General features: G+C 38.9%; 25 protein-coding genes. 12 read left to right on the forward strand and 13 right to left on the reverse strand.

Annotated features, from left to right (window positions below; all coding sequences use genetic code 11):
- Positions 1 to 194 precede the first annotated feature (194 nt).
- Entirely contained in the window at positions 195 to 947 is a 753-nt protein-coding gene (locus NAT51_RS17740; RefSeq protein ID WP_250601091.1) for a UDP-2,3-diacylglucosamine diphosphatase, read from the reverse strand.
- A gap of 136 nt (positions 948 to 1,083) precedes the next feature.
- A complete protein-coding gene (locus tag NAT51_RS17745) occupies positions 1,084 to 2,058 on the reverse strand; it encodes a C1 family peptidase (protein WP_250601093.1) in 975 nt (324 codons plus the stop codon).
- 150 nt (positions 2,059 to 2,208) lie between these two features.
- Between NAT51_RS17745 and NAT51_RS17750 the strand changes: the two genes are divergently transcribed.
- The 3 genes from NAT51_RS17750 (at position 2,209) to NAT51_RS17760 (ending at position 7,960) form a co-directional block, all read left to right on the forward strand.
- Positions 2,209 to 3,063, forward strand: a complete 855-nt coding sequence (locus NAT51_RS17750) for a hypothetical protein (protein ID WP_250601094.1) — start codon at positions 2,209 to 2,211, stop codon at positions 3,061 to 3,063.
- Positions 3,064 to 3,214: 151 nt separating this feature from the next.
- A complete protein-coding gene (locus NAT51_RS17755) occupies positions 3,215 to 5,650 on the forward strand; it encodes a DUF7619 domain-containing protein (protein ID WP_250601095.1) in 2,436 nt (811 codons plus the stop codon).
- Between the two features lie 81 nt (positions 5,651 to 5,731).
- On the forward strand, positions 5,732 to 7,960 hold the full coding sequence (locus tag NAT51_RS17760) for a DUF7619 domain-containing protein (protein ID WP_250601096.1): 2,229 nt from the start codon (positions 5,732 to 5,734) through the stop codon (positions 7,958 to 7,960).
- 60 nt (positions 7,961 to 8,020) lie between these two features.
- Here the strand turns inward: NAT51_RS17760 and NAT51_RS17765 are convergent, their stop codons facing one another.
- The 6 genes from NAT51_RS17765 to NAT51_RS17790 form a co-directional block, all read right to left on the reverse strand.
- A complete protein-coding gene (locus NAT51_RS17765; RefSeq protein WP_250601097.1) occupies positions 8,021 to 9,277 on the reverse strand; it encodes a TCR/Tet family MFS transporter in 1,257 nt (418 codons plus the stop codon).
- 4 nt (positions 9,278 to 9,281) lie between these two features.
- A complete protein-coding gene (locus NAT51_RS17770) occupies positions 9,282 to 10,100 on the reverse strand; it encodes a hypothetical protein (RefSeq protein WP_250601099.1) in 819 nt (272 codons plus the stop codon).
- Between the two features lie 132 nt (positions 10,101 to 10,232).
- Entirely contained in the window at positions 10,233 to 11,042 is an 810-nt protein-coding gene (locus tag NAT51_RS17775; protein WP_250601100.1) for a hypothetical protein, read from the reverse strand.
- A 21-nt stretch (positions 11,043 to 11,063) separates the two neighbouring features.
- On the reverse strand, positions 11,064 to 11,882 hold the full coding sequence (locus tag NAT51_RS17780) for a hypothetical protein (RefSeq protein WP_250601102.1): 819 nt from the start codon (positions 11,880 to 11,882) through the stop codon (positions 11,064 to 11,066).
- A gap of 104 nt (positions 11,883 to 11,986) precedes the next feature.
- Entirely contained in the window at positions 11,987 to 12,343 is a 357-nt protein-coding gene (locus NAT51_RS17785) for a hypothetical protein (protein ID WP_250601104.1), read from the reverse strand.
- A gap of 693 nt (positions 12,344 to 13,036) precedes the next feature.
- Positions 13,037 to 13,396 (reverse strand): DUF983 domain-containing protein, encoded by a 360-nt coding sequence (locus tag NAT51_RS17790; protein WP_250601106.1) that lies wholly within the window; start codon positions 13,394 to 13,396, stop codon positions 13,037 to 13,039.
- Positions 13,397 to 13,496: 100 nt separating this feature from the next.
- Between NAT51_RS17790 and NAT51_RS17795 the strand changes: the two genes are divergently transcribed.
- Positions 13,497 to 14,372 (forward strand): helix-turn-helix domain-containing protein, encoded by an 876-nt coding sequence (locus NAT51_RS17795; protein WP_250601107.1) that lies wholly within the window; start codon positions 13,497 to 13,499, stop codon positions 14,370 to 14,372.
- A gap of 117 nt (positions 14,373 to 14,489) precedes the next feature.
- Here NAT51_RS17795 and odhB read toward each other — a convergent pair whose 3' ends face one another.
- The gene (odhB, locus tag NAT51_RS17800; protein WP_250601109.1) at positions 14,490 to 15,701 is read right to left on the reverse strand and encodes a 2-oxoglutarate dehydrogenase complex dihydrolipoyllysine-residue succinyltransferase; all 1,212 of its coding nucleotides are present in this window, start codon (positions 15,699 to 15,701) and stop codon (positions 14,490 to 14,492) included.
- A gap of 54 nt (positions 15,702 to 15,755) precedes the next feature.
- The gene (locus tag NAT51_RS17805; RefSeq protein WP_250601111.1) at positions 15,756 to 18,524 is read right to left on the reverse strand and encodes a 2-oxoglutarate dehydrogenase E1 component; all 2,769 of its coding nucleotides are present in this window, start codon (positions 18,522 to 18,524) and stop codon (positions 15,756 to 15,758) included.
- A gap of 113 nt (positions 18,525 to 18,637) precedes the next feature.
- Between NAT51_RS17805 and NAT51_RS17810 the strand changes: the two genes are divergently transcribed.
- Positions 18,638 to 19,183, forward strand: coding sequence for a hypothetical protein (locus tag NAT51_RS17810; RefSeq protein ID WP_250601113.1), 546 nt, complete (start codon positions 18,638 to 18,640; stop codon positions 19,181 to 19,183).
- A 58-nt stretch (positions 19,184 to 19,241) separates the two neighbouring features.
- Here NAT51_RS17810 and NAT51_RS19825 read toward each other — a convergent pair whose 3' ends face one another.
- The 3 genes from NAT51_RS19825 to NAT51_RS17820 are packed head-to-tail and all read right to left on the reverse strand — an operon-like array spanning position 19,242 to position 19,808.
- Positions 19,242 to 19,412: a class I lanthipeptide gene (locus NAT51_RS19825; protein ID WP_394799709.1), complete on the reverse strand. Its 171-nt coding sequence runs from the start codon at positions 19,410 to 19,412 to the stop codon at positions 19,242 to 19,244.
- Positions 19,413 to 19,421: 9 nt separating this feature from the next.
- The gene (locus NAT51_RS17815) at positions 19,422 to 19,607 is read right to left on the reverse strand and encodes a class I lanthipeptide (RefSeq protein ID WP_250601115.1); all 186 of its coding nucleotides are present in this window, start codon (positions 19,605 to 19,607) and stop codon (positions 19,422 to 19,424) included.
- Between the two features lie 9 nt (positions 19,608 to 19,616).
- Positions 19,617 to 19,808, reverse strand: a complete 192-nt coding sequence (locus NAT51_RS17820) for a hypothetical protein (RefSeq protein ID WP_250601117.1) — start codon at positions 19,806 to 19,808, stop codon at positions 19,617 to 19,619.
- 116 nt (positions 19,809 to 19,924) lie between these two features.
- Here NAT51_RS17820 and NAT51_RS17825 point away from each other — a divergent pair, with 116 nt between their 5' ends.
- The 7 genes from NAT51_RS17825 to NAT51_RS17855 all read left to right on the forward strand — a co-directional run bounded on the left by NAT51_RS17825 (position 19,925) and on the right by NAT51_RS17855 (position 23,763).
- The gene (locus NAT51_RS17825) at positions 19,925 to 21,721 is read left to right on the forward strand and encodes a helix-turn-helix domain-containing protein (protein WP_250601119.1); all 1,797 of its coding nucleotides are present in this window, start codon (positions 19,925 to 19,927) and stop codon (positions 21,719 to 21,721) included.
- 564 nt (positions 21,722 to 22,285) lie between these two features.
- Positions 22,286 to 22,498, forward strand: a complete 213-nt coding sequence (locus NAT51_RS17830; protein WP_250601121.1) for a class I lanthipeptide — start codon at positions 22,286 to 22,288, stop codon at positions 22,496 to 22,498.
- A 29-nt stretch (positions 22,499 to 22,527) separates the two neighbouring features.
- The gene (locus NAT51_RS17835) at positions 22,528 to 22,731 is read left to right on the forward strand and encodes a class I lanthipeptide (RefSeq protein WP_250601123.1); all 204 of its coding nucleotides are present in this window, start codon (positions 22,528 to 22,530) and stop codon (positions 22,729 to 22,731) included.
- Positions 22,732 to 22,737: 6 nt separating this feature from the next.
- Positions 22,738 to 22,923, forward strand: coding sequence for a class I lanthipeptide (locus NAT51_RS17840; RefSeq protein WP_250601125.1), 186 nt, complete (start codon positions 22,738 to 22,740; stop codon positions 22,921 to 22,923).
- An 18-nt stretch (positions 22,924 to 22,941) separates the two neighbouring features.
- On the forward strand, positions 22,942 to 23,118 hold the full coding sequence (locus NAT51_RS17845; RefSeq protein ID WP_250601127.1) for a hypothetical protein: 177 nt from the start codon (positions 22,942 to 22,944) through the stop codon (positions 23,116 to 23,118).
- 185 nt (positions 23,119 to 23,303) lie between these two features.
- Complete coding sequence (locus NAT51_RS17850) at positions 23,304 to 23,480, forward strand: class I lanthipeptide (RefSeq protein WP_250601129.1); 177 nt, start codon at positions 23,304 to 23,306, stop codon at positions 23,478 to 23,480.
- A 76-nt stretch (positions 23,481 to 23,556) separates the two neighbouring features.
- Positions 23,557 to 23,763 carry a class I lanthipeptide gene (locus tag NAT51_RS17855; RefSeq protein ID WP_250601131.1) on the forward strand — a complete coding sequence of 69 codons (207 nt, stop codon included), beginning with the start codon at positions 23,557 to 23,559 and terminating at the stop codon, positions 23,761 to 23,763.
- Positions 23,764 to 23,826 lie beyond the last annotated feature (63 nt).

The raw sequence follows: 23,826 nt of genomic DNA on the forward strand, positions 1-23,826 counted from the left end.
ATTCTTTATTATATTAATTAATGATTTTCCGCAAAGCGGATCATGGTGCGTTTTGCACTTTTTTTCCCTAAACAGCATTACCTGTTCCAGGTTCGTTGGGTATAATCTCAGCTTTTTTCCTGATTTAATGTGGAAATCGGCACCCCTTTGAGACGGCACAAAAGTACTTTAATTTTAAGGAAATAAAAAGTGAATCAATATTTTTTGAGTTCGAAGGTCGTTCCGTCGAAGACACCATAGGTGAAATACCCAATCCAATCACCAAGGTTGATGTATTTCGAGGTTTCGTTTAAATCGATTTCCATTGGAAGATGACGGTGCCCGAAAACAAAATAATCATAATGTTTCGTGGTTAACTTCAGTTTCGCGTATTGCACCAGCCATTCGTTTTCTTCACCCAAAAACTTAACGTCTTCATCTCCTGATATCAATTTGTTTTTAACAGAAAGGTATTGTGCGAGTTTTACTCCGATATCGGGATGAAGCCATCTGAACAACCATTTTGAAAACGGATTGGTAAATACTTTCTTCATCCGTTTGTATCCTTTGTCGCCCGGGCCTAAACCGTCTCCGTGTCCTATAAGGAATGTCTTGTTGTTGAAAGTGAACTCTTTGGTGGTGTGGTAAACCGGAATGTTAAGTTCCATCTGAAAATAATCGTCCATCCATAAATCGTGGTTGCCCACAAAGAAATACACCGGAATTCCGCTGTCGCGTATTTCGGCCAGTTTGCCCAATACACGTACAAAGCCTTTTGGGACGACAGTTTTGTATTCAAACCAGAAGTCGAATAAATCACCTAACAAAAAAATGGCTTCTGCATCCTGTTTCACTTCGTCCAGCCAGGCTACAAACTTTTGTTCACGAGGGAAACTGGCTTCAGGTGTGGGTGCTCCCAAATGCTGGTCGCTGGCAAAATATATTTTTGATGAAGAGGAAAGTGTCATTCTGATTTATTTGCTTCAAAGATACTAATTGTTGCATTAATTAACAGCATTCGGCTTATTGCATAAAAAAAGCCTCACCATGTGAGGCTTTCTTTCTGTCTTGCTGTACAAACTTAACCAAAATTACAGAGCAAAACTATTGTTGTGGTGAGTTGGCATTCGGATTAGGGGTGATGCAGCCCAGCCAGTTGAAGGCTCCTCTTGCCATGTTGTCATAGGTTACATAAAAATATCCGCTGCGTCCCCAATTGGCTCCCCATGAGTTTAGTACTTTGAACTGACGTGTGTTGTCATCATATCCTACGATACAAACACAGTGACCGCCCTGACGCGCTCCGTATAAGTTGGCCCATACGTGGTTGTTGTTGCGCATGTCATAGAAGCTTTGATTTACATCAAAACAGGCAGCTACGGGATAGTTTTGACTTAAATAGTATTTGATGTCATTTACATTGGTAGTACTGATGTTGAACCATCCTCCGGTTTTTCTTCCCGATGCCCACGTTCTTTGTTGGGTTGTTGGTTGGGTATAACAGCCTCCCGCTACATAAGGCATTTGGGAATTACTGCACTGTCCCTGGTTTTTAATCAGGTTCATGGCGTCGTTCGGATATGATCCTGATCCGCAATTGCTGATTTTAATCTGATTGTAAACGTAAGCAGCACTTCTTGTTGCACCAGCCCAGTTAGACTGATGGATAGTGTTGTTGATGTATCGTGTTATACCGTGTGCTGCATATCCAACACCCCAGCCTACACACGAACCTTCACTTCCCTGATCGCCTACCGGTGGTGAAGGCAGGTATTTTGAAACATCCAGTTTGGCCGTGAATGCATTTCGTTGTTCAGCAGCGCTTAAATCGGGACGAAACTCAGAAATTCTGGCCTGATATTCTTCCGGAGTAATGACTTTGATACTTTTTAAATACTGCTCTGAGAAAGGTTCGCATCCGTATCGTCCTTTGTCTAAAAGGTTTACGTGTCCGTCCATTAATTTTTCCTGCTCTTGGCCGGATTCTTTTTTGTCGTTTTCACAGGCGGCTAGGGTGAAAACTCCAAGGAGCAGCACCCCAAGCTTTTTAGCCCATGATTTTAGGTTGGTTGGTTTCATAATTTGTTTGGTTTTTTTGGTTTGTTAATTTAATATGTCAAAATTATTGTTAATTTTTTTGTAAATTAGTATTGAAACCAACCATAAGTTTGACTTATCTTCAACATAAATTTTTGAAGGACATGCGAACTGATTTAACCTATTCCAATTATGGAAAACATTATTGAACAACTGAAAAAGACCATAGTTTCTGCTCCTCCTGTTCTTAACAGTTCTTTGAACGGGGTCAAAAACTGGAAGAGGGCACAATTCATTATTTTATCCGAGATTATTTCCGTGAATTTAGCCCAATCTGCTTTTCTTCAGGGGAACAGAAAGAATGAATTGGGGACTACTATTTCGAGTGCGACACTCCAGCGTATTTTTACCAATGATTATTCCGGTTATGAAAATCCGGATCTCCGCTTTCTTAAAACACTTGATAAGCTGGCCATCTTTTTGGGTTTTTCTTCCCTGAATCATTTTTTGTCGCATGACGGATCAATTGTGGTTAATGAAGTGCCTGTTAATAGTGAAATGAAGAAAGAAGAAGAAGCGCTTTCGGAGTTTCAGGAATTGATTACCAATTATTGCCAGGAAGAGTTCAATAGTCTTTTGAAATTACCGGAAGTTGATTTGGGCAACCTGTCGGATTTTATTTTTGATGACGGTCCGCTTACACAAAGAATACACGATTTGATCAGCCAGATTTCCCAGTTGGGGTATTTACTCAACAGTACAAACAACCGCTCTAATTTTGAGCTGTATGGATTTAAGCTGTGCTCCCTGAATGAAACGATGGCCGTGGTTACGGTACAGGAATTCTGGAACCTCGATTTTAGGGATGACGACGGGAATCTGAGAAATATCTACAGTCATGTGAACATGCAAACGTATTTTATCAAGAAGCAAAACGGGACCTGGAAAATCTGGGATAACCACAATCCTGATTATGCCACGATTATTACGGATATGGCCCGAAACATGAGAAGGAAAACAGCAGCGCTTCCCAAGGGCGTGAAGTGATCATAAGACAAGTGAAAGTAATAAACCGGAGTGTTCCGGTTTTTTTATTTTATGGAATCACTGAATTTTGAAAGATGTACTGTATTCTTCTGTTAAAGTGTTGATTTTTTTCAAAAAATTTATTCGCTTTAAATTTTTTAAACTTTTTTCTATGAAGAAAAGCTACCTACTGTTCTTTTTGTTGGTTTTGAATAGTTTGTTTTCCGTTTACGGGCAAACCTGTGATGCACCAACCAACTTAAGTGCATCTGACTTAACCGGTACCACGGCTACAACAAACTGGACGTATTCAGGGCCGGCAACTGCCTGGGAAATTTTTATACAGCCTGCCGGTTCACCGGCTCCCACAACCCAACCGCCATCATTTGTTGCAAGTGCAAATTCATACATAATTACAGGTTTGGTTCCCTGTACGGCATATGATGTTTATGTACGTACGGTCTGTGATGCGACAACCAGAAGTAACTGGTCAGGGCCTTTAAGTCTTGGGTCGAATCCGGGTATCAGTGCGAGTGCGGTTTTAACACAAAATCTGAACTGTACAAATCCTGCAACAGTGACAGTAATGGCTACAGGAGGTTCCGGTACTTATCAGTATTCGGTAAATGGAGGTCCGTATCAAATTCCTAATGTTTTTACCATAACCCAAGGAGGGAGTTATACTTTTCAGGTATGGGACAGCGTTTTGCACTGTTCTGTTTATACCGGTTCAATTATGATTATGCCACTTACCCAGCCAACTGTGACGGCAACTGTGGTTAACAATAACATTGTGGTGAACGGTACCGGAGGGGCACCTCTCAGATGCCGGATTATAGCACCTGCCGCATTCGCAACGCCTTATATGGCCTCAGGGATATTTACAAATATGCCGGCTGGAACTTATACTGTTGAGATTGCAGATAATAGGAATTGTACAGCCACAACCACAGTAACATTACTTCCGGTTATTGCCAATGATGATGCTTTTACGGTGTATCCTGTAAATGGAGGTATTTCAACTTCGACTTACTCGGTTTTGAGTAATGATTACCAAGGACCTAATCTGGTTAACCCGTCTTCTTTTTCTGTATCGGCAACATCGATGCCTTCCGGTTTTACCCTGAATCCAAACGGAACTGTAAGTGTTTTATCAGGAATACCCACTGGAGTTTATACTTTTGAATACTCGGTGTTTGGTACAAACAATATTCTAATTTTTGATAACGCCATTGCCACTGTTACCGTTGTCAATGAAGGAATTGGAATGCATGCTTTTATCGATTCGAATGCTAACGGAATTAAAGAAGTTGGCGAGCCTTACTTTACCCAGGGACAATTTGGCTATGAGCTGAACAATAGTGGTACTGTCAATTATGTTGCATCGTCAAATGGGGATTATTTTATCAATGAGTCGAATCCGGCTAATTCGTATGATCTGACGTATGTGATCAATCCGGATTTTGCTTCACAGTATACGTTGTCTACGGCAAGTTATACAGATGTTAGCTTTGATCCTGCTTCAGGGGTTAACTTATATGGTTTCCCAATCGTTGAAGCTCCTTTTCTGGATTTGGAAACTAAGGTTTTGTTAAACGGAACACCGCCCAGACCCGGATTTACTTACCAGAACAAAATCATTTACAAGAATAACGGTAACCTGCCGGTAACATCCGGAACAATAACTTTTACTAAAGACAGCAATGTTACGGTAACTAATGTTTCTGTATCAGGGACTAATCCTACTGCTACAGGTTTTACCTATGATTTTAGTAACCTGATGCCGGGGGAAACACGAAATATTACCGTTACGATGCTGGTACCTACGATTCCAACGGTGAGTCTTGGGCAGGCACTGACAAATACTGTTTCGGCAACGGTCCCAGTGAATGATATCAATCCGAATAATAATGCATTTGCATTGACCCAGATTATTGTGGGTTCATATGATCCCAATGATAAAGCCGAAAGCCATGGTGGTAAGATTCTTCATTCGGCTTTTACGGCAAATGATTATCTGACCTACACCATTCAGTTTGAAAATACCGGAACCTATTATGCAGAAAACGTAAGGATCAATGATGTCTTGGATGCCGGTTTGGATGAAACTTCCGTGAAAATGGTTGATGCCAGTCATGGTTACGACCTGAAGCGGATTGGGAATAACCTGAGCTGGAGTTTTGACGGAATCGATTTACTGCCTGCCGGAAAAGGACAGGTTACTTTCCAGATCAAGCCAAAACCAGGTTATGCAATAGGCGATATCATCCCGAACACGGCTTCGATCTATTTTGATTTCAATCCGGCAATCGTGACGAATACTTTTACTACCGAATTTGTGAATTCGTTGGGTAATGATGAATTCACTAATGGAGCATTCACGCTGTATCCGAATCCCACAAACGGAATCGTGAACATTTCATTGAAAGATGCTTCAGTTTCTGTTAATTCAGCAGAAGTAATGGATGTTTCAGGTAAGGTTCTTTTTAAGAAGACAATAAATAATCCGAATGCTGTTGTCGATTTAACGTCACTGGCTAACGGAATGTATTTCATCAAACTGAAAGCCGGCCAACAGGAAAAGACCCTTAAAGTGGTTAAATACTAAAAGAGTAGTAAAAAAGAAAGTCCGTAACCATCCGGGCTTTTTTTTACTTTTGCTTGCTTTCAAGTCTACAAAACCCAATCTATGATAAAAAAAATATGTTTATTAATTGTATTGTTTAGTTGTAATGCAATCTATAGCCAACTTACGGTTACCACAACAATTCAGAATATTTTGTGTTCCGGTTCAAATGACGGAGGAATAACCATCAATGTGTCAGGTGGCACTGCGCCTTACTTTGTTAGTTTGGCACCTGTAGCATTGTCTCCTCAAGTTTTTAATCCCAATACTTTTGTCTTTTCAAGATTGCCAGCCGGAACATATACAGTTCTTGTTACCGATTCCGATAATGCTACCGTAACGCTTAATGCTACTATTTTGAGTCCACAGCCTATCAATCTGACACATACCATATCCGGTTTGCAAATAACAGCTTTAGTAACAGGGGGGACACCACCATTTACCTATACTTTAATATCCTCCAGTAATGGTACGGCACCCGTTACACAAAGTTTCGGTGTATTTGTTGTTCCTGATCCGGGTTTTTATGATCTGTATGTCTACGATAGTAACGGGTGTGTTGCTGTGACCAGTGCTAATATTTCGTTCATAGATTTAAATGTACAAAATCAATATGTTGATTTGAACGGGGACGGATTTACCAGTGTTGGGGACGTTGTGGATTACCAAATCAGTCTTACCAATAATGGGTACTCTGCCATGACGAATGTGACTGTTTCGGGATCGAATGCAGAGATTACAGGTAGTCCAATCGCTACTTTAAATGTCGGAGCTACAAACGCAACGGCTTATACGGCCAGACACGTGATTACCCAAAACGATATTAACAACGGATATGTCAATGCCGGTTTTATTGCAGATGCTGATTATGATGGCTCAACAGCTGCGAACCAAACAAGTGTTTTGACAACCCTGAATATTTCAAGCGGTATCCGGATGAATGCTTTTGTGGATACCAATAACAACGGTACCCAGGAAGCAGGTGAAACCAATGTGGATGCCGGTACTTTTAATTATCATATTAATAGTGGTCCGGTTACTTCTGTGAGTTCGGCAAGCGGCAGATACACGGTTTACGAATCAAACCCTTCATCTGTTTATAATGTAACGTATGCAATCCGTCCTGAGTTATTGCCACGATACAGTATTGTAAATGCTACTTATAATAATATATCGGTTCCTGCCAATTCAGGAATCACGACGCTTAATTTTGCGTTAACCGAAATGCCATACACCGATTTGGGTGTGAATGTAATTCCTTATTTAACAGCACCAAGGCCGGGATTTACTTATAAAAACCAGATTGCTTATAAGAACAGCGGGAATACAACGATTGCAAACGGAACTTTGACGTTTACCCATGATGCTGCAGTGAGTATAAGTTCAGTTTCACAATCAGGAACAACTCCTATTGCGAACGGATTTACCTATAACTTCACAAACCTGATGCCTAACCAGATACGGTATATCACGGTTGATATGCAAGTGCCAACGATTCCTACGGTCACTTTGGGACAAACACTTACGAACAGTATTGCTTCAAGCGGTGTTGCAGGAGACATAAATGCACAAAACAACAGCAGTAATCTTACACAGATTATTGTAGGGCCTTATGATCCGAATGACAAGACTGAAAGTCATGGGGGTAAAATTGTACATGCCCAGTTTTCTTCCGGTGATTACCTGAAGTATACCATCCGTTTTGAAAATACCGGAAACTATGAAGCCGTGAATGTAAAGGTGAATGATGTATTGGATGGTAAGTTGGATGAAACAACTGTTGAAACGATCAGTACGAGCCATTCTTATGTTCTGGAGCGTAAAAACAATGTATTGAACTGGAAATTCGATGCGATTCAATTACCGCCTTCTGTTGCCAATACAAACATCGGTCACGGGTATATTACGTTTAGAGTAAAACCGAAAGCCGGTTATGCAATAGGTGATATTATCCCGAACACGGCTTCGATCTATTTTGATTTCAATCCGCCCATTGTAACGGATGTCTGTAACACCGAATTCGTGAATTCGTTAAGTACTGATACCTTCAGTAAAGAGGCTTTTGTTTTGTATCCGAATCCGACTAACGGAATCGTAAATATTGCAATGAACGATAGTAATGTGGCTGTTGATTCAGCAGAAGTAATGGATGTTTCGGGTAAAGTTCTTTTCAAAAAGACAGTAACTAATCTGAATGCTACCGTAGATTTGACGTCACTGGCTAACGGAATGTATTTCATTAAACTGAAAGCCGGCCAACAGCAAAAGACGATTAAAGTGGTGAAACACTAAGAAAATAGTACAAAAAGAAAGCCCGCCTTGTTTTAATCACAGGGCGGGCTTTTTTATTTTTTATGCTTCTTCTACTTCTGCAACTTCAAGAATAGGTTCTGTAGCATGGTGTTTCTTCAATGCAAAATAAGCTACAAAGGTACTCAACAGCATTCCCAGTCCGCCTAATATAAACGGTGCTCCTGCAAATTTGAAAGGTGCCTCGTCATGGGTAAAGTAATAAAATACACTTGACATCAGGGGCGGACCTACAATGGCCGATGCGCTCATTAAACTGGTTAAAGTCCCCTGAATTTCTCCCTGTTCATTCGGCGGTACCTGTGAAGCGATAACGGCCTGAAGTGCCGGCCCTGCAATTCCGCCCAAGCAGTACGGAACCAGGAAAGCAAACATCATCCAGCTTTCTGATGCAAAACCAAACAGAAACATTCCTATTGTATATAAAGCCATTCCCACATAGATACTTTTTACGTTGCCCAGTTTGGGGTTAATCCAACGGATCAAACCGCCCTGGACGATACCTACTAACAGTCCGATGATTCCCAACGAAATCCCGACCATCTTTTCATCCCATTTGAACTGGTACATGGTAAAGAAACTCCAGTTGCTTTGTACGGCATGCGAAGCGGTATGCAGAATAAAAACGGCTATAACCAGTCCGATCAATTTCGGGTATTTCTTTAAACTCATAAAAGAACCGATAGGATTGGCTCTTTTGATATCAAATTCCCTGCGGTGTTTCTTAGACAACGATTCGGGAAGGATAAAGTAACCGTATAAAAAGTTCAGCATACACAAAACAGCAGCGGCATAAAACGGAACACGGGAACCGTATTGCCCTAATAACCCACCGATAACCGGTCCGATAATGAATCCCAATCCGAAGGCAGCGCCTATCATTCCGAAGTTCTTCGCACGGTTTTCATTGGTGCTGATGTCTGCAATATAAGCCGAAGCCGTGGTGATACTCGCTCCGGTAATCCCGGCGATAATACGTCCCACAAACAACCAGACAATTGAAGGTGCAAAAGCCAGGAAAAGGTAATCCAGACTGAATCCCAGCAACGATAAAAGCAATACCGGCCGGCGTCCGTATTGATCACTCAGGTTTCCTACCAATGGTGCGCATACAAACTGGGTAATGGCATACGCAAAGGTCAGCCATCCGCCGTATTTTGCGGCTTCACTGATATCACCGTGAATAAGTTCCTGGATTAGTTTCGGGATAACCGGAATAATGATTCCCCAGCCGATGATGTCGATAAGCATCGTGATGAAGATAAAACCGATAGCGGCTTGTTTCTGGCTTTTTTTCATAGTTTTACTTTTTTGGTAAGGTTCTTACCGAACCAAATTCTTCGATTAAGTGTTTTTCGTAATTTTTTTCAAAATCTTCTGCCGTAAATTTCATCATGCGGGCAATATCTTCTTGTTGGCTTCTGGTAATTTCATCTGTATCCAATTGATAGTTGATGATTCTTTTTAAGATAATGATTGTATTCGTTTTGTCGTATTCCTTTAATTCAATTTCAACATCAACCAATGCGGCTGTGTTTTCTATTGGGAAATAATCGTAAGTATCACCTGATTCTTCTTGAGTAAAAGAGGAATATTCTTTTATGATTCTTTCTTTGCCGTAAGGGACAATGAATTCTTTTCCTGAACTAAGATTGACTTCAAAGGAAGGCATTGATCTTGCTCTCGATGTGGCCACAAAAGAAAAAGCACTGATCAATATAATGACAAAATTGATGGCTAAACTTCCTTTTGCCGGTAGTGCCAATTCCTGTTTGAAATAGCGGTAAGAAACCGGTAAAATTAAAAGTGCAATCCAATCGGTGCTATCAACTGTTCTGTAAAAGGTAATGTTGCTGACAGACGAAAGCCAATCAATGAACGGCTGTGCGATTTCCAGTTTCCAATACATAAAAAACAAGGCGGTCGCCATATAAATTATTTTGGTCCTTTTTTCAAAAAAAACCGAGAAGAAATACGGAAAGATGAACAGTCCGGCAAAGTCGGAAAGTTTCCCTGTAATGATGCCAGGAAAAGTATACTTTAAGTAAAAGTCATTGACAATAAGGAGTGTTAATCCGAGTATGAATAGCGGTCGGGAGAAAAGGGTATAATTTGTTCTCATGTCAACGATGAATTCCGGTAATTAAGATTAAAGCAACTAAACTTACAAAAAATCCTGTCTCTTTTTACGGTAAGTATCATTTTAAATGATTGGGATTTTCTTCTGCTTGTTTTTTGGGTATAAAGTTTCGTTTTATTTCGGCTGTAAGATTTTCACCGGGCCATATTTTTCGGTCAGGTGGTCTTCATAGTATTTTTCAAAATCCTTCAGTTGCAATTTTTCCATGGCATCATACTTTTCTTCGTCATTTCCGAAAAGTGTTGCTTTTTCAAGAGTATAACGGTCTATTTTTTTTAGGATGACCAAAGTCTTTTTTTCATCGTATTTCTTAACTTCAATATCGGTATATACCATAGTCTCCAAAGCGTCAATCCTGAAGGCATCTTTGCCGGTGGACATGTGGCTTGGATCGTTGTATTCCTTGTTTATCTCCTGTTGGCTTACCGAAAGAATATACCCTTTTCCGGAAGTAAGGTCTAAACTGATATCCTGTTCTTCCGGAAGCGTTGTGGCCACAAACGAAAAGCAGCAAATGAAAAGAAGGATTACATTGATGGCGAAATTTGGTTTTGTTGAGGTTTGTGTTTCTTTCCTGTAATAGTGATACGAAAAAGGTAGGATGTGCAACGCAAATAAATCGGTGAAATCAACCGTACGGTAAAAGCGCAGATTTGTCATTGCCGAAATAAAATCAATAAATGGTTGGGAAATTTCCAGTTTCCAGTAGATGAAAAACAATCCGGTAGCGATGTAAATGTATTTGGCCTGTCTCACAAAAAACACCGAAAAGAAGTAGGGGAAGATGAAAAGTCCTGCAAAATCAGACAGTTTTCCTGTAATTTTTCCCGGAAAAGCATATTTGAAATACAAGTCATTGGTAATGAGTAGTACTAAACCAAGTAAAAAAAGGGGACGGTATAAATGGTTGAGGTTTGCTTTCATGTTACGGATTTAGTTTGGGATTTATTGAGTTGATAATCCGGATTTAAGTGTTCTTGCCGAACCATACTTTTGCGTTAGGTGGGCTTTAAAGTGTTTTTCAAAATCTTTGCGTGTTAAGCGGTTTAACTTTTTTGTTATTTCTTCTTCTTTTTCTCTTGATGGATTACCTTTAATACTATAATCTAGGATTTCTTCTAAAATTATTATGGAGTTGTTTTTGTCATATTCTTTTACTTCTAGCTTTACATAAATAGTTGTTTCATATCCATTTAAATAAAAAGAATCATAAAACGTGTTGCTTGATATTAGATCGCTGAATTCTTTTTGTAACTGCTCCTTTGATACCGGGATCATATACGCTTTTCCGGATTTTATATTAATAACGGGAACATCTTCCGGCAATTTTGTCGCCACAAATGAAAAAGCGCTGATTAGTATGACGGTCATTTGGATTGCTAAATTCCCTTTTACCGGCAACACTAATTCTTTCCTGAAATACTGATAGGATACCGGAAGAATTAATAAAGCAATCAAGTCTGTTACATCAACGGTTCGGTAAACCGGAAGATGAGTAAGTGATGAAAGCCAATCGATATAGGGTTGTGAAATCTCCAGTTTCCAGAAAGTAAAATACAAAGCCGTAGCCACGTAAACAATTTTGGTTCTCTTCTCAAAAAACACCGAAAAGAAATACGGGAAAATGAACAAACCGGCAAAATCCGAGAGTTTTCCGGACACTATTCCCGGAAAGGCATATTTTAAATAAAAGTCATTGGCAATGAGTAGTACCAAACCCAGTAAAAATAAAGGTCTGGTGAAAAGGGACAGGTTTGCTCTCATGTTATTGTGTTTTCCCTCCAGTTCAAATTTGGGTTGGTAAAATTACAAAAAAAACCCGCCTCTTTTTAAGGAGAGCGGGCAATCATCAATCAAAAACAGGGACGCTATGTATCCATCCTTTTTTGTATTGGCTTCTTGCGGTCGCTTTTCTTGACACCGCCGGCCATTTCATATTGTGAGCTGTTCTTTCCGTACTTGGTGGCTACTCCGGCCAATATACGTTCGTTCCAGTCTTTTATCGCATCAATCTTGGTGATGCAGTTGTTGTACAAATTGTCTACGGTACTCAGTGCCGTGTTGTACGCTTCGAGATCAGCATTAAGCGAATTAATCTGATCTTCATAATTGCGGGCAGTAAAGCCGCTCCCCAAATCCAAAGTATTTTCGATACTCTTGATTGCCGCCAGTCGTGTGCGTGCTTTTTCTAAGTCAAGTACACGTGAAAGTTTTTTTCTAGCCATGATTTTTCGTTTTTTAATTAGTTATTATTTAGATGATTAATTATCAAAAACCAAAACTCATGCCAAACTATAGGAATATTCTTATTTTTTTAATTTGCAAAGCCAATTTTGTATACAAAAAGAGGAAGGTAAGTATTGTTTTAATTTTATAAAACACAGATATTCAATGATTTGTAAATAAATAAAATAATTCTCAAAGCCGAAGAAATAATTTTAATTTTTATAAAAATTAGTTGAAAATGAGAACTACTAATTAAGTAAGTAGTTCACCAAACTTAATTAGTAGTTCTCTGTATTTAGTTTGGAGTTCACCTAATTAAGTAAGTAGTTCACCAAACTTAATTAGTAGTTCTCTGTATTTAGTTTGGAGTTCACCTAATTAAGTAAGTAGTTCACCAAACTTAATTGGTAGTTCTCCGTATTTAGTTTGGAGTTCACCTAATTAAGTAAGTAGTTCACCAAACTTAATTGGTAGTTCTCTGTATTTAGTTTGGAGTTCACCTAATTAAGTAAGTAGTTCACCAAACTTAATTGGTAGTTCTCCGTATTTAGTTTGGAGTTCACGTTTTAAAGTTCTTAGTCCTTAGCACTTAGTCCATAGTATTGCTTGAAGAAAGATTAATTTTGTGCGTTTGTTTAATACATTCATCAGATAATCACAAAAAACTCATAACTCAATTATCAGTTCACATTTTAAAGACGGCGTTTCGGGCCATCGAGTAAATAGATCCAGATCATCCGAGAGAGGCGGAAGTTGAAGGTACTCCACATCACGGCCAGCATTGCAATTAAGCCCACAATCGTTAAGAAGCTCTCGATGAACTGGAAGGCAATCAAAAAGAAGACCACCATTTCGGCTACTAAAAGCGAATAGCTCACAAACATTGATCCGAAGAAATACCCCGGTTCTTTTTCAAACTTGTGGTTGCAGTGTGAACAGTTCGTATGCATCTTGGGTAATTGAAAAAGAAAGATGTTCCCTTTTTTAGCAAATACCTGTCCCTGATGACATTTTGGACATTTTTCCCCGATAATATTTAAGAAAGTTGACATGACTTATTTTTTAGGTAAAGGTAGGGTGATGTCGCCGTTTGTCTATTGCTAAATCACGCTACTATTTGTACTTTTAGGACATAAAAGAGAGTAGTAGGTTATGAAGAATTTTGCGGTACTGAATCTGGAGCACTTTGAAGGGCGGAATAAAGTGGAAGGTTTTCATGTGAATACGATGGAAAACCATATTGTTACGGCGCATAAGAACATCCACAAGCCCCACAAGCACAGTTTTTACCTGACTGTACTATTCACACACGGAAGCGGTATCCATGAAGTTGATTTTGTGACGTATGACATCAAACCGGGCAGTCTTTTCTTTTTGAATCCGGGACAGATGCACCACTGGGAACTGTCGGATGATATCCGCGGATTTATTTTTATGCACTCGCAATCATTTTATGATGTACACTTTGCCAGTGGGAAGATCAACCACTATCCTTTTTTTCACAGCATCCAGAATCCGCCGGTTTTGTATCTGGAGGAGAAGGATCTTTCATATTTCAGTGGGTTGTTTGGACAGATTTTGAGCGAAGGGATTTCGGCCCATGTGTTGAAGGTGCCTAAAATTATCGCCCTGACCGAATTGGTTTATATCGGAAGTACCCGTTTATATATAGGAGATGCTGTTTTGGAGCAATTGCAATTGAATTCCTATTCCGAAAAGTTTCAGCAGTTTGAGCGTTTGGTGGAGCAGCATTACAAAACCGAAAAAGCAGCGTCGCAATATGCCGATTGGCTGCACATCTCCCCAAAGCACCTGAACCGCATCACGCAGGATATGGTGAACAAGACCACGACCGATGTTATCCTGGAACGGGTTTTTCTGGAAGCCAAGCGCGAACTGATCACGCAGAAATTCAGTTTCAGTGAAATTGCCACCGATTTAGGGTATGCTGATTATGCCTACTTTTCCCGACTGTTTAAAAAGAAGTGTGGTGAAACGCCTTCGGAGTTTATGCAGCGTTATAGGTAGTAAATAAAAATCCCGAACGTCACTTCGAGAACCTCAGTGACCCGTTCGGGATTTATGTTTTTTATTCTTTATAGGTTAGGCTAAACCATCTTGAAACGGTAGCTGAGCCTGTCGAAGCTACAATTCCAATGCTTTTCTTGGATTACCACCCATCAAGATTTCTGTTGGGTTTTCCAATGCTTCTTTCACAGCCACTAAGAAACCAACCGACTCACGTCCGTCGATGATTCTGTGGTCATAAGACAATGCTACGAACATTACCGGAGCAATAACGATTTGTCCGTTTTTAACGATCGCTCTGTCCACTACATTGTGCATTCCAAGGATACCAGACTGAGGAGGGTTGATGATAGGAGTCGATAACATCGATCCGAATACACCACCGTTAGAAATCGTGAATGTACCACCTGTCATTTCATCCACAGTGATTTGTCCGTCACGTGCACGTAAAGCCAAACGTTTGATTTCAGCTTCCACACCACGGAAAGATAACAATTCAGCGTTACGCATTACCGGAACCATTAATCCTTTTGGTCCTGAAACTGCAACTGAGATATCACAGAAGTCATAAGAAATTTTCTCCTGACCGTCGATCATTGAGTTTACATCCGGGTACAATTGTAAAGCGCGTGTTACCGCTTTAGTGAAGAAAGACATAAAGCCTAATCCCATTTGGTGTTTTGCTTTGAATTCTTCTTTGTACTGATCACGTAATTTATAAATTTCAGTCATGTCAACTTCATTGAAAGTAGTCAACATCGCTGTTTCGTTTTTAGCAGCTACCAAACGCTCTGCTACTTTACGGCGTAACATTGATAATTTTGATCTTTCAGAACCACGAGAACCTCCTGTTGGAGTTCCCATTGAAGGTACAGCGTTTGCTGCATCTTCGGTAGTGATTCTTCCTGCTTTACCTGTACCGGATACAGTTGCAGGATCGATGTTTTTCTCTGCTAATATTTTTTTGGCAGCCGGTGAAGCTGAACCTGTAGCATACGTAGTTTCTGCAGCTGGAGCAGCTTTAGGCGCTTCAGCCTTTGGAGCTTCCTCTACTTTTACGGTTGCTGAGCTTGTCGAAGCATCCGGTTTAGCTGCATCCGTATCGATTAAACAAACTACAGCACCTACAGCTACCGTATCACCTTCTTCTGCTTTAAGCGTAATGATTCCGCTCATTTCAGCCGGTAATTCCAGTGTTGCTTTATCTGAATCAACTTCTGCAATGGCTTGGTCTTTTTCTACATAGTCTCCGTCTTTTACTAACCAAGTTGCAATTTCTACTTCCTTGATTGACTCTCCCGGTGAAGGGACTTTCATTTCTAAAATCATCGGTTATAATTTTATAAAGTGTTGTTATATATCAGTTTATCAAAAATACAATTTTTATTGGAATAAGGTTTTGTCAAAAACCATCGCAATAGCCGCGGCATGACGTTTTTTGGAACGTACATAACTTCCCGCTGCCGGTGCACTGTATGCTTTAGGTGATGCCACTCTGAATTTCACTTCGTTGAAGTTCATCAGCATGAATCCGTAAGCACCCATGTTTCTTGGTTCTTCCTGAGCCCAAACGTAATCATCCGCATTAGGGTATTTGGCAATGATGGCTTTCATTTGTTCCACCGGTAACGGGAACAATTGCTCCAATCTTACCAAGGCCACATCGTTTCTTCCGTTTGCTTCTCTTTCCGCTTTTAAGTCGTAGTAGAATTTACCCGTACAGAATACCAATGTTTTGATATCAGCAGCATTTACGTTTGCATCGTCTATTACTTCCTGGAATTCACCGTTAGTAAATTCAGCTACCGAAGAAACCGCTTCCGGGTGACGTAGTAAACTCTTAGGTGTCATTACTACTAATGGTTTACGGAACTTCGTTACCATCTGTCTTCTTAATAAGTGGAAGAAGTTGGCCGGTGTCGTACAATCGGCTACATACATATTATGGTGTGCACATAGTTGTAAGAAACGCTCCATACGTGCCGAAGAGTGTTCAGCTCCCTGGTTTTCGTATCCGTGCGGTAATAACATTACAATACCATTCTGGTTGTTCCATTTGTCTTCTGCAGCAGAGATGTACTGGTCAATCATAATTTGAGCACCGTTTCCGAAATCCCCGAACTGAGCTTCCCAGATCGTTAAGGCATTCGGGTTAGCCAAAGCATAACCGTATTCGAAACCTAACACACCATATTCTGAAAGGTGTGAGTTGTATACTGAGAAATTACCTTTTTTGTTAGGGATGTGATTCAACAAGATTACTTCTTCTTCTGAATCCTCTACCTTAATAACAGCATGACGGTGTGAGAATGTACCACGCTCAACGTCCTGACCGGAAATACGTACATCGTATCCTTCCGTTAATAAAGATCCGTAAGCTAACATTTCACCCATAGCCCAATCCAGTTTATCTGTTTCGGTATACATGGTTTTTCTGTCACCGATCAGTTTTGTGATTTTGCTGATGAATTTTTTATCGGATGGCAATTCGGTTACTGTTTTGGCAACAGCGTCAATTACTTCCTTGCTTACTTTTGTCTCATACTTCTGAAGCATTCCTTCCGCTTCCACTTGTTCGAAACCTTTCCACTCATCCTGCATGAACGGAGAAATTACCGTTAAGTCTTTTTTGCGTGAGTTTTCCAGGTTTTCTTCCAAAGAAGCTTTGTATTCGTCTTCAAGAGACTTTACATAATTTCCGTCGATGGCACCTTCTGCTGTTAATTGTTCAGCATAAATGTCTCTTGGGTTTTTATGTTTTGAAATTGCTTTGTATAAAATAGGTTGTGTAAACTTAGGTTCGTCACCTTCGTTATGCCCGTATTTTCTGTATCCCAATAAATCGATGAATACATCAGTCCCGAATTCCATGCGGTATTCAAGGGCGAATAACATAGCGTGTACTACAGCTTCAGCGTCGTCAGCATTCACGTGTAATACCGGAGATAAGGTTACTTTGGCGATATCGGTACAGTAAGTAGATGAACGTGCATCTAAATAGTTAGTGGTAAATCCTACCTGGTTGTTGAACACCACGTGGATGGTACCATTGGTTTTATATCCGTCCAGTTTAGCCATCTGGATGATTTCATAGACAATACCCTGACCGGCTACGGCAGCGTCACCGTGAACGGCGATAGGCAATACCTTAGAGAAATCCTGTGGGTAATATTTATCCTGTTTGGCACGGGTAATACCTTCAATCACGGCACCAACAGTTTCAAGGTGCGAAGGGTTTGGTGCTAAATTGATGTTGATGTTTTTTCCGTTAGCGGTTTGTCTGTTGGCCGTTAAACCCAAGTGGTATTTTACGTCACCGTCAAACAATGCATCGTCGTCGTAATCTTTTCCGTCAAATTCAGAGAAGATATCCTGAGTCGGTTTTCCGAAAACATTAGCCAAAACGTTCAAACGTCCACGGTGGGCCATACCCATTACGAATTGCTCCACACCTTTATCGGCAGCAGCTTCGATTAAGAAATCCAAAGCCGGGATTGCAGATTCGATACCTTCTAACGAGAAACGTTTCTGACCTACATATTTAGTATGTAAGAAGTTCTCGAAAGAAACCGCTTCGTTTAATTTCTTAAGGATGCGTTTCTTTTGGTCGGTATTGAAATTAGGTAAGTTGTCGTTGATATCCAAACGGCGTTGGATCCAGTCGATTACTTTCGGGTCACGGATGTACATATACTCCACACCGATGTGTTGGCAGTATACATTGTCAAGGTGTTTTACGATATCGCGTAAAGAACATGGTTGTAGGTTCACCACTTTAGCGGCATCGAAAACAGTGTTTAAGTCGGCATCACTTAATCCGAAGTTTTCCAATGATAAAACAGGAGCATAATTTCTTCTGTCGCGTACCGGATTGGTTTTAGTGAATAAGTGTCCACGGGTTCTGTACCCGTCAATTAGTTTAAGAACGTTGAATTCTTTTTGTAACTTTTCGGCATTACCGCTGATGGGTGCGTCACCATTTGAGATCGCATTTAACTGGTCAACCGGACTTCCAAATTCATTTGCGAAGTCGAAACCTTGAAAAAAAGCTCTCCAGCTAGGCTCTACACTATCAGGGTTTTGTAGATATTGTTCGTATAAATCGGCGAAAAAGGCCGTGTGTGCTGCGTTTAAAAAGGAAAACCTATCCATAATATTGGTCTGAGGACGATTTAGGTTAAAAAATTTATGCAAAAGTATAAACTTTTCGGCTAATCTTTTAAACAAAATAGTACATTTATGTGTTTAATTTTTAAATATTTAAAATGATGTTAAAAATTGGTGGGAACTTTGTTAAAATGATTTTTATTTTCGGGATATTTTTTAATAGTGCAATTTCCGGAGCACAAAACGATTCAATACCAAAGGCTAAAGGAGAATTCTGGAAGAAAGTACAATTTGGCGGAGGGATAGGACTTGGTTTCGGGAACCGTTACACGAATGTATCCGTTTCCCCGATGATGTATTATAATGTAAACCCTACTTTATCTTTAGGAGTGGGTTTAAACGGGAGTTACTCGAAAGACAAAAACTATTATGAGTCATGGATTTACGGAGGAAGCGTAGGAGCTATTGTGAATCCTATAGATTATATACAACTTTCGGCTGAATTAGAGCAACTTCGTGCCAATGTAGAGTTTAAAGAAAGTGTAGGCGGGATGAAAGACAATTTTTGGAACACAGCTTTATTTATAGGAGCAGGTTACCGCAGTAATAATTTTACGATAGGAATCCGTTATAATGTGCTGTATGATGATGATAACCGGATTTATTCAGATCCGTGGATGCCTTTTGTAAGGGTGGTGTTTTAAAAGGAATTTACTACATATAATAAGAAGGAGAGCAATGGCTCTCCTTTTTAATTAGGTGTTATTTACTTTTGCTTTCTGTTCCGCAAACAGATGAACATTGGGATGAAATTGTTCTGTTAGATGTTGGCACATCACTATCGCCACCATATAGCTTTTTCATTTGATCTGCATTCAGTTCTGTTACAGATTGTTTGTTGAATTGTAATTTCAGTCTGTTTTCTTTTTTTATATCGTTTTTTTATGGATTAGTTGGAGGTAGTCCGCCGTCTTCTGTTCCGCAAAGAGCTGAACATAGGGATGAAACAGTTCTGTCAGATGTTGGTATGCCACTATCACCACCATATAAATTTTTCATTTGGTCAGCATTCAGTTCAGTTACAGATTGCTTGTTGAATTGTAATTTCAGTCTGTTTTCTTTTTTCATATCATTTTTTTATGGATTAGTTGTAGGTAGTGCACCGTCTTCTGTTCTGCAATTCAAAGAAGTGGTGGTTATGGTTCTCTGATCTGAAATACTGCCATTTGTTGTAATACCACCGGCGTTGATTTCCATTAATTGTTGCCCGTTAAGTTCTAAAACACCAATCTTTTTAAAGGCTAATTTTTCTACTTTGTTTTTTTTCATAATATTTGTCTGATTTTTTTTCAAATGTATTGTTTTCTGCTTTTGAAAATAAAAAACAAACACCTTTTTTTATAAAAAACGTTTTTGCTAATACCCAGTGTTTACAATTGTTTACCATGAAAAAGTACTTTTTTTTTCTTTTTGTTATTATAGGTAGTGTCCATGCCCAAGATCAGATGGCATTATATGATTCGATTGTTAAATACCAGTTTAACAATTCAGAATTAGCGAAGCATTACAGCTTTGAATTATTGAAACTGTCAAAAGAAAACAAACTGATCAACGGTGAGTGCAACGCCTATTTTCATCTTGCTGATATTTATAGTGCAATGGAGCAGAAAGACAGCACATTGTATTATTATGATAAGGCAATACAAAAGGCAGAGGAAAAAGGAAGGTATAATCTGGTTCTTATTTACAAGATTAATAAAGCGAATTATTTTTTCTGTCAATTTGATTATGAAGCATCACTTGTTACTTATAATGAATCTCTTGAGTTGGCCAAAAGCAATAATAATGAGAGTCTTTACGAATATGTTTTGTTTAAAAGAGGGCGCATTGATTATGAACTTGAAAAGTACAGCCAAGCATTAGAAGTTTTTAAAAAGAGCAGTAAGGTTAAAAGTTTTGAGCCGGCAATTGGATTGGAGGTTCAACTCAGCATTGCCCGGACTTACATAAAATTGAAGCAGCCTGAGCAGGCATTGGTCTACATTGATTCGGGAATCAGGAACTCGAGAATACATAAACATGTTGTTTTCGGGATTAATTTCCGGGTTGAAAAGGGGATTTACCTGATTGCCAAAAAGAAATTCAGTGAAGCTGAAAAAGTTTTTGCTGAAGCGGAATCAATGGTAACCCAAACTAACGATCAGGATATAATTTATCATGTATTGCTCAATAAATCGAAATTGTACCTGCTTGAGGACAGGAAGAAAGAAGCAATTGCAACCTTGGAAGGTTTACTAAAGAAAAATAATGCGGATACCATACCGGTAGAATATTTAGTAGAAATCTACTATTTGCTGGCAGAGAGTTACCGTTTGACAGATAATGCAGTATCATCCAATGAGTATTACCAAAAATATATAGCCGAATCCAAAAAAATAGGTAAGAAAAAGATTGATACCATTGATTACCTGCATTCTATGGATGTTTCTGAAATAGAAAGCCAGAAAGCTTCCCTGGTTATGCAGAAATGGTTTTTAATAACTGCCTTTTCGGTTTTAGGTGTTTTTGTAATTTTTCTTTATTTCAGAAAGAGAAGAAACGATCGTGAAAACCAATCGAAGTTTGAAAGTCTTATCAGAAGAATAGATGAATATGAAGCCGAGCGCAATGCCGAAAAGGAATCTTATACCGAAGATCAGGAACATCATATAGCCAAAAACACCATTACCTATATTGAAGTTGGGGGAAATGAGCCTGTTTTCACCGAAAATGAATCCGATACTGATTCAGTAACTGCTGATGAAGAATCAGAAGGATTGGAAGAATTTAATGAAAATCATGCTAATGAAACCAGTTCCGGATTCATAATTAAGGATGAAACCGTTAATGAAATCCTTGAAGGTTTAGTCAAACTTGAAGAAAAGAAATACTTCCTGAAACAGGAGTGTACGCTGCATACCGTAGCCAAGAAACTCAAAACCAATACGGCTTATCTTTCTAAAATCGTGAATAACGAACTGGGGAAAAGCTTCAGTACTTATATCAATGAGCTCCGCATTAACTATGTTATTGTCGAATTAAAGAACAATGCGAGGTTAAGATCTTACTCTGTTAACGCGATTGCAGTCGAAATCGGTTACAAAAGGCCTGATGCTTTTACCCGTTATTTTAAGGAAGCAACCGGTATAACTCCTACTATTTATATTAAAAAGATCAATCAGCACATGGAAAACACTAAATAGTGTAATTATTTGATTTTGTGTTATTTGTATTAGTTTTTCAGCACACTTTTTTATAAAAAGGTGTGTTTCTCATTTTTTTACTTCCTAAATCCTCTTTTACTTTGGCTCAACGAAAATGAATAAGGCGCCATTCAATTTCGCTTGCTTAAAACAGATGTGGAAGATGCTGTTTTATCCGAAAATTTAACAAAATAAAAACCGGCAAGTTGTTGTAAGGAATTATTGTACAGAGGTGAAGCAGATTATAATCTGATAAATGTTTTTGCCCTTCCATTACTTCTCACAAGGCTTGTTTGTTGAAAGAAAGTTTTAATTACAAACAATGCATCTGAAAAAAAACAAAAGACTGAACCGGAATACAATTTTTGAATTGAATGATCCAGAGGAACTTGATCATAAGCAAACCGGAGTTAGGTTAATTGTCTTCAGGCTTAAAGAGGCACTGAAAAGAATCCTTTAAAGTGTAATCCTTATTAAACCATTGTTTTTAAAGTAATTAATTCTTTCGGGGAAGAACCTGAAAATCCTGTCAAAGAGTAGGGACTAATTCAAAAATTAAGAACAATGAAAAATCAATCAGCGAATACCAAACTGCTTTTTGAAAAAACAGCCATTGTTGAATTGAACGATGATCAGTTGATGGCTTTTCATGGAGCCGGTTTGGGAGATGCCATACAATCGGCAGTAGCATCTTTTGTACAAAACATGCCCGCAGGGACTAATGCAGCTATCGTTTCGGCAGCAGTGAATTTTGCACAGACGTTGCAATTGCCATAAATCAATTAATTAACTAAAATTTTATAATCATGAAAAAACAAAATGCAAACAAATTGGCTTTTGCCAAAAAAAACGTAACCGAATTGAACATTGAAGAGTTGAACAAAATCCAAGGAGGAACCGGGTATTACAATCAGTATCCAACTAATCCTTTAGGATGTACTTACTGTATAGCCAGCAGTAACGGGCCCGGTACTATTGGGGAGTATTATGAAACAATTATTCTGCAATAATCAATTATGAAAAAACAAAATGTAAACAGCAAGTTGGCTTTTGATAAAAAGTCAGTTGCAGAATTAAACAGTAAAGAAATGGAAGATGTACTTGGAGGAACAAATGCTTTTGGTTATCCACAGGTTGTTATTTACATGACTCCGGCAATCTTCACATCAGGACTTATTGGGGAAGAAGGGAATGCTAATTAATCTATTAATCTGAATATTATGAAAAAACAAAGTGGAAATGTTTTGGCTTTTGCAAAAGCTTCAATAACCGAATTAAACGAGATTTTGTTGTCAGAAATCAACGGCGGCTCAACTATTAACGGTGGGATTGACTGTTCCGGCTGTTGCTGTGACCCATTGGTGGATGCAATGAAACCTAAAAATATTCTGCAATAGAATATAAAGAGTAGCAATTGATTTATGACTTATTGATTGAAGTTTATATCATGCCCAAGCCGCTTAGGTTATTAAAAAAATGATACGATGTAAAGCTTAATTTTGAATGATGTCAGGAATTTCAATTGTAAGGAGTAACCTGAAAATCCTATAAAGAGTAAGGAAATAATTTAAACCATATGAAAATGAAAAATCAAAATGTAAACAAACTGGTTTTCACTAAAACAGCTCTTTTCGAGTTGAATGATAGCGAGTTGAATGGTGTGAACGGAGGTTCAACACCTGGGTGTTTTTCCTACATTATAGGTTATACACTTTCGCTCAAATTAACAGAAAGAGAAACAGAATGCGGACCTAATTAAACTGGTTTTTGATTTGTAAAGCAAGGAGGAACCTGAAAATTCTTTAACAGAGTAGGGAAAATAAAACTATAAGAAAATGAAAAAACAAAATGTAAACAAGCTTGTATTTGCTAAAACTAATGTAGCAGAACTAAATGACTATCAAATGTATAATATTAACGGAGGTACTTCTCCTGCTGTGACATCTTCGATGCCTTGTGCTGCTGCAGTTGAAGCTGCTGCAGTTTCATCAACTGGTTGTATCGCAGCCGTAGCAATTGGTATCAAAACAATTTTTGATTAATCTGTTTTTTGAGATGGAGTAACCTGAAAATCCATAAGAGAGTAAGGAAGAAAATTTAAAATA

It is taken from the genome of Flavobacterium amniphilum (assembly GCF_023634845.1).
Lineage (GTDB): Bacteria > Bacteroidota > Bacteroidia > Flavobacteriales > Flavobacteriaceae > Flavobacterium > Flavobacterium amniphilum.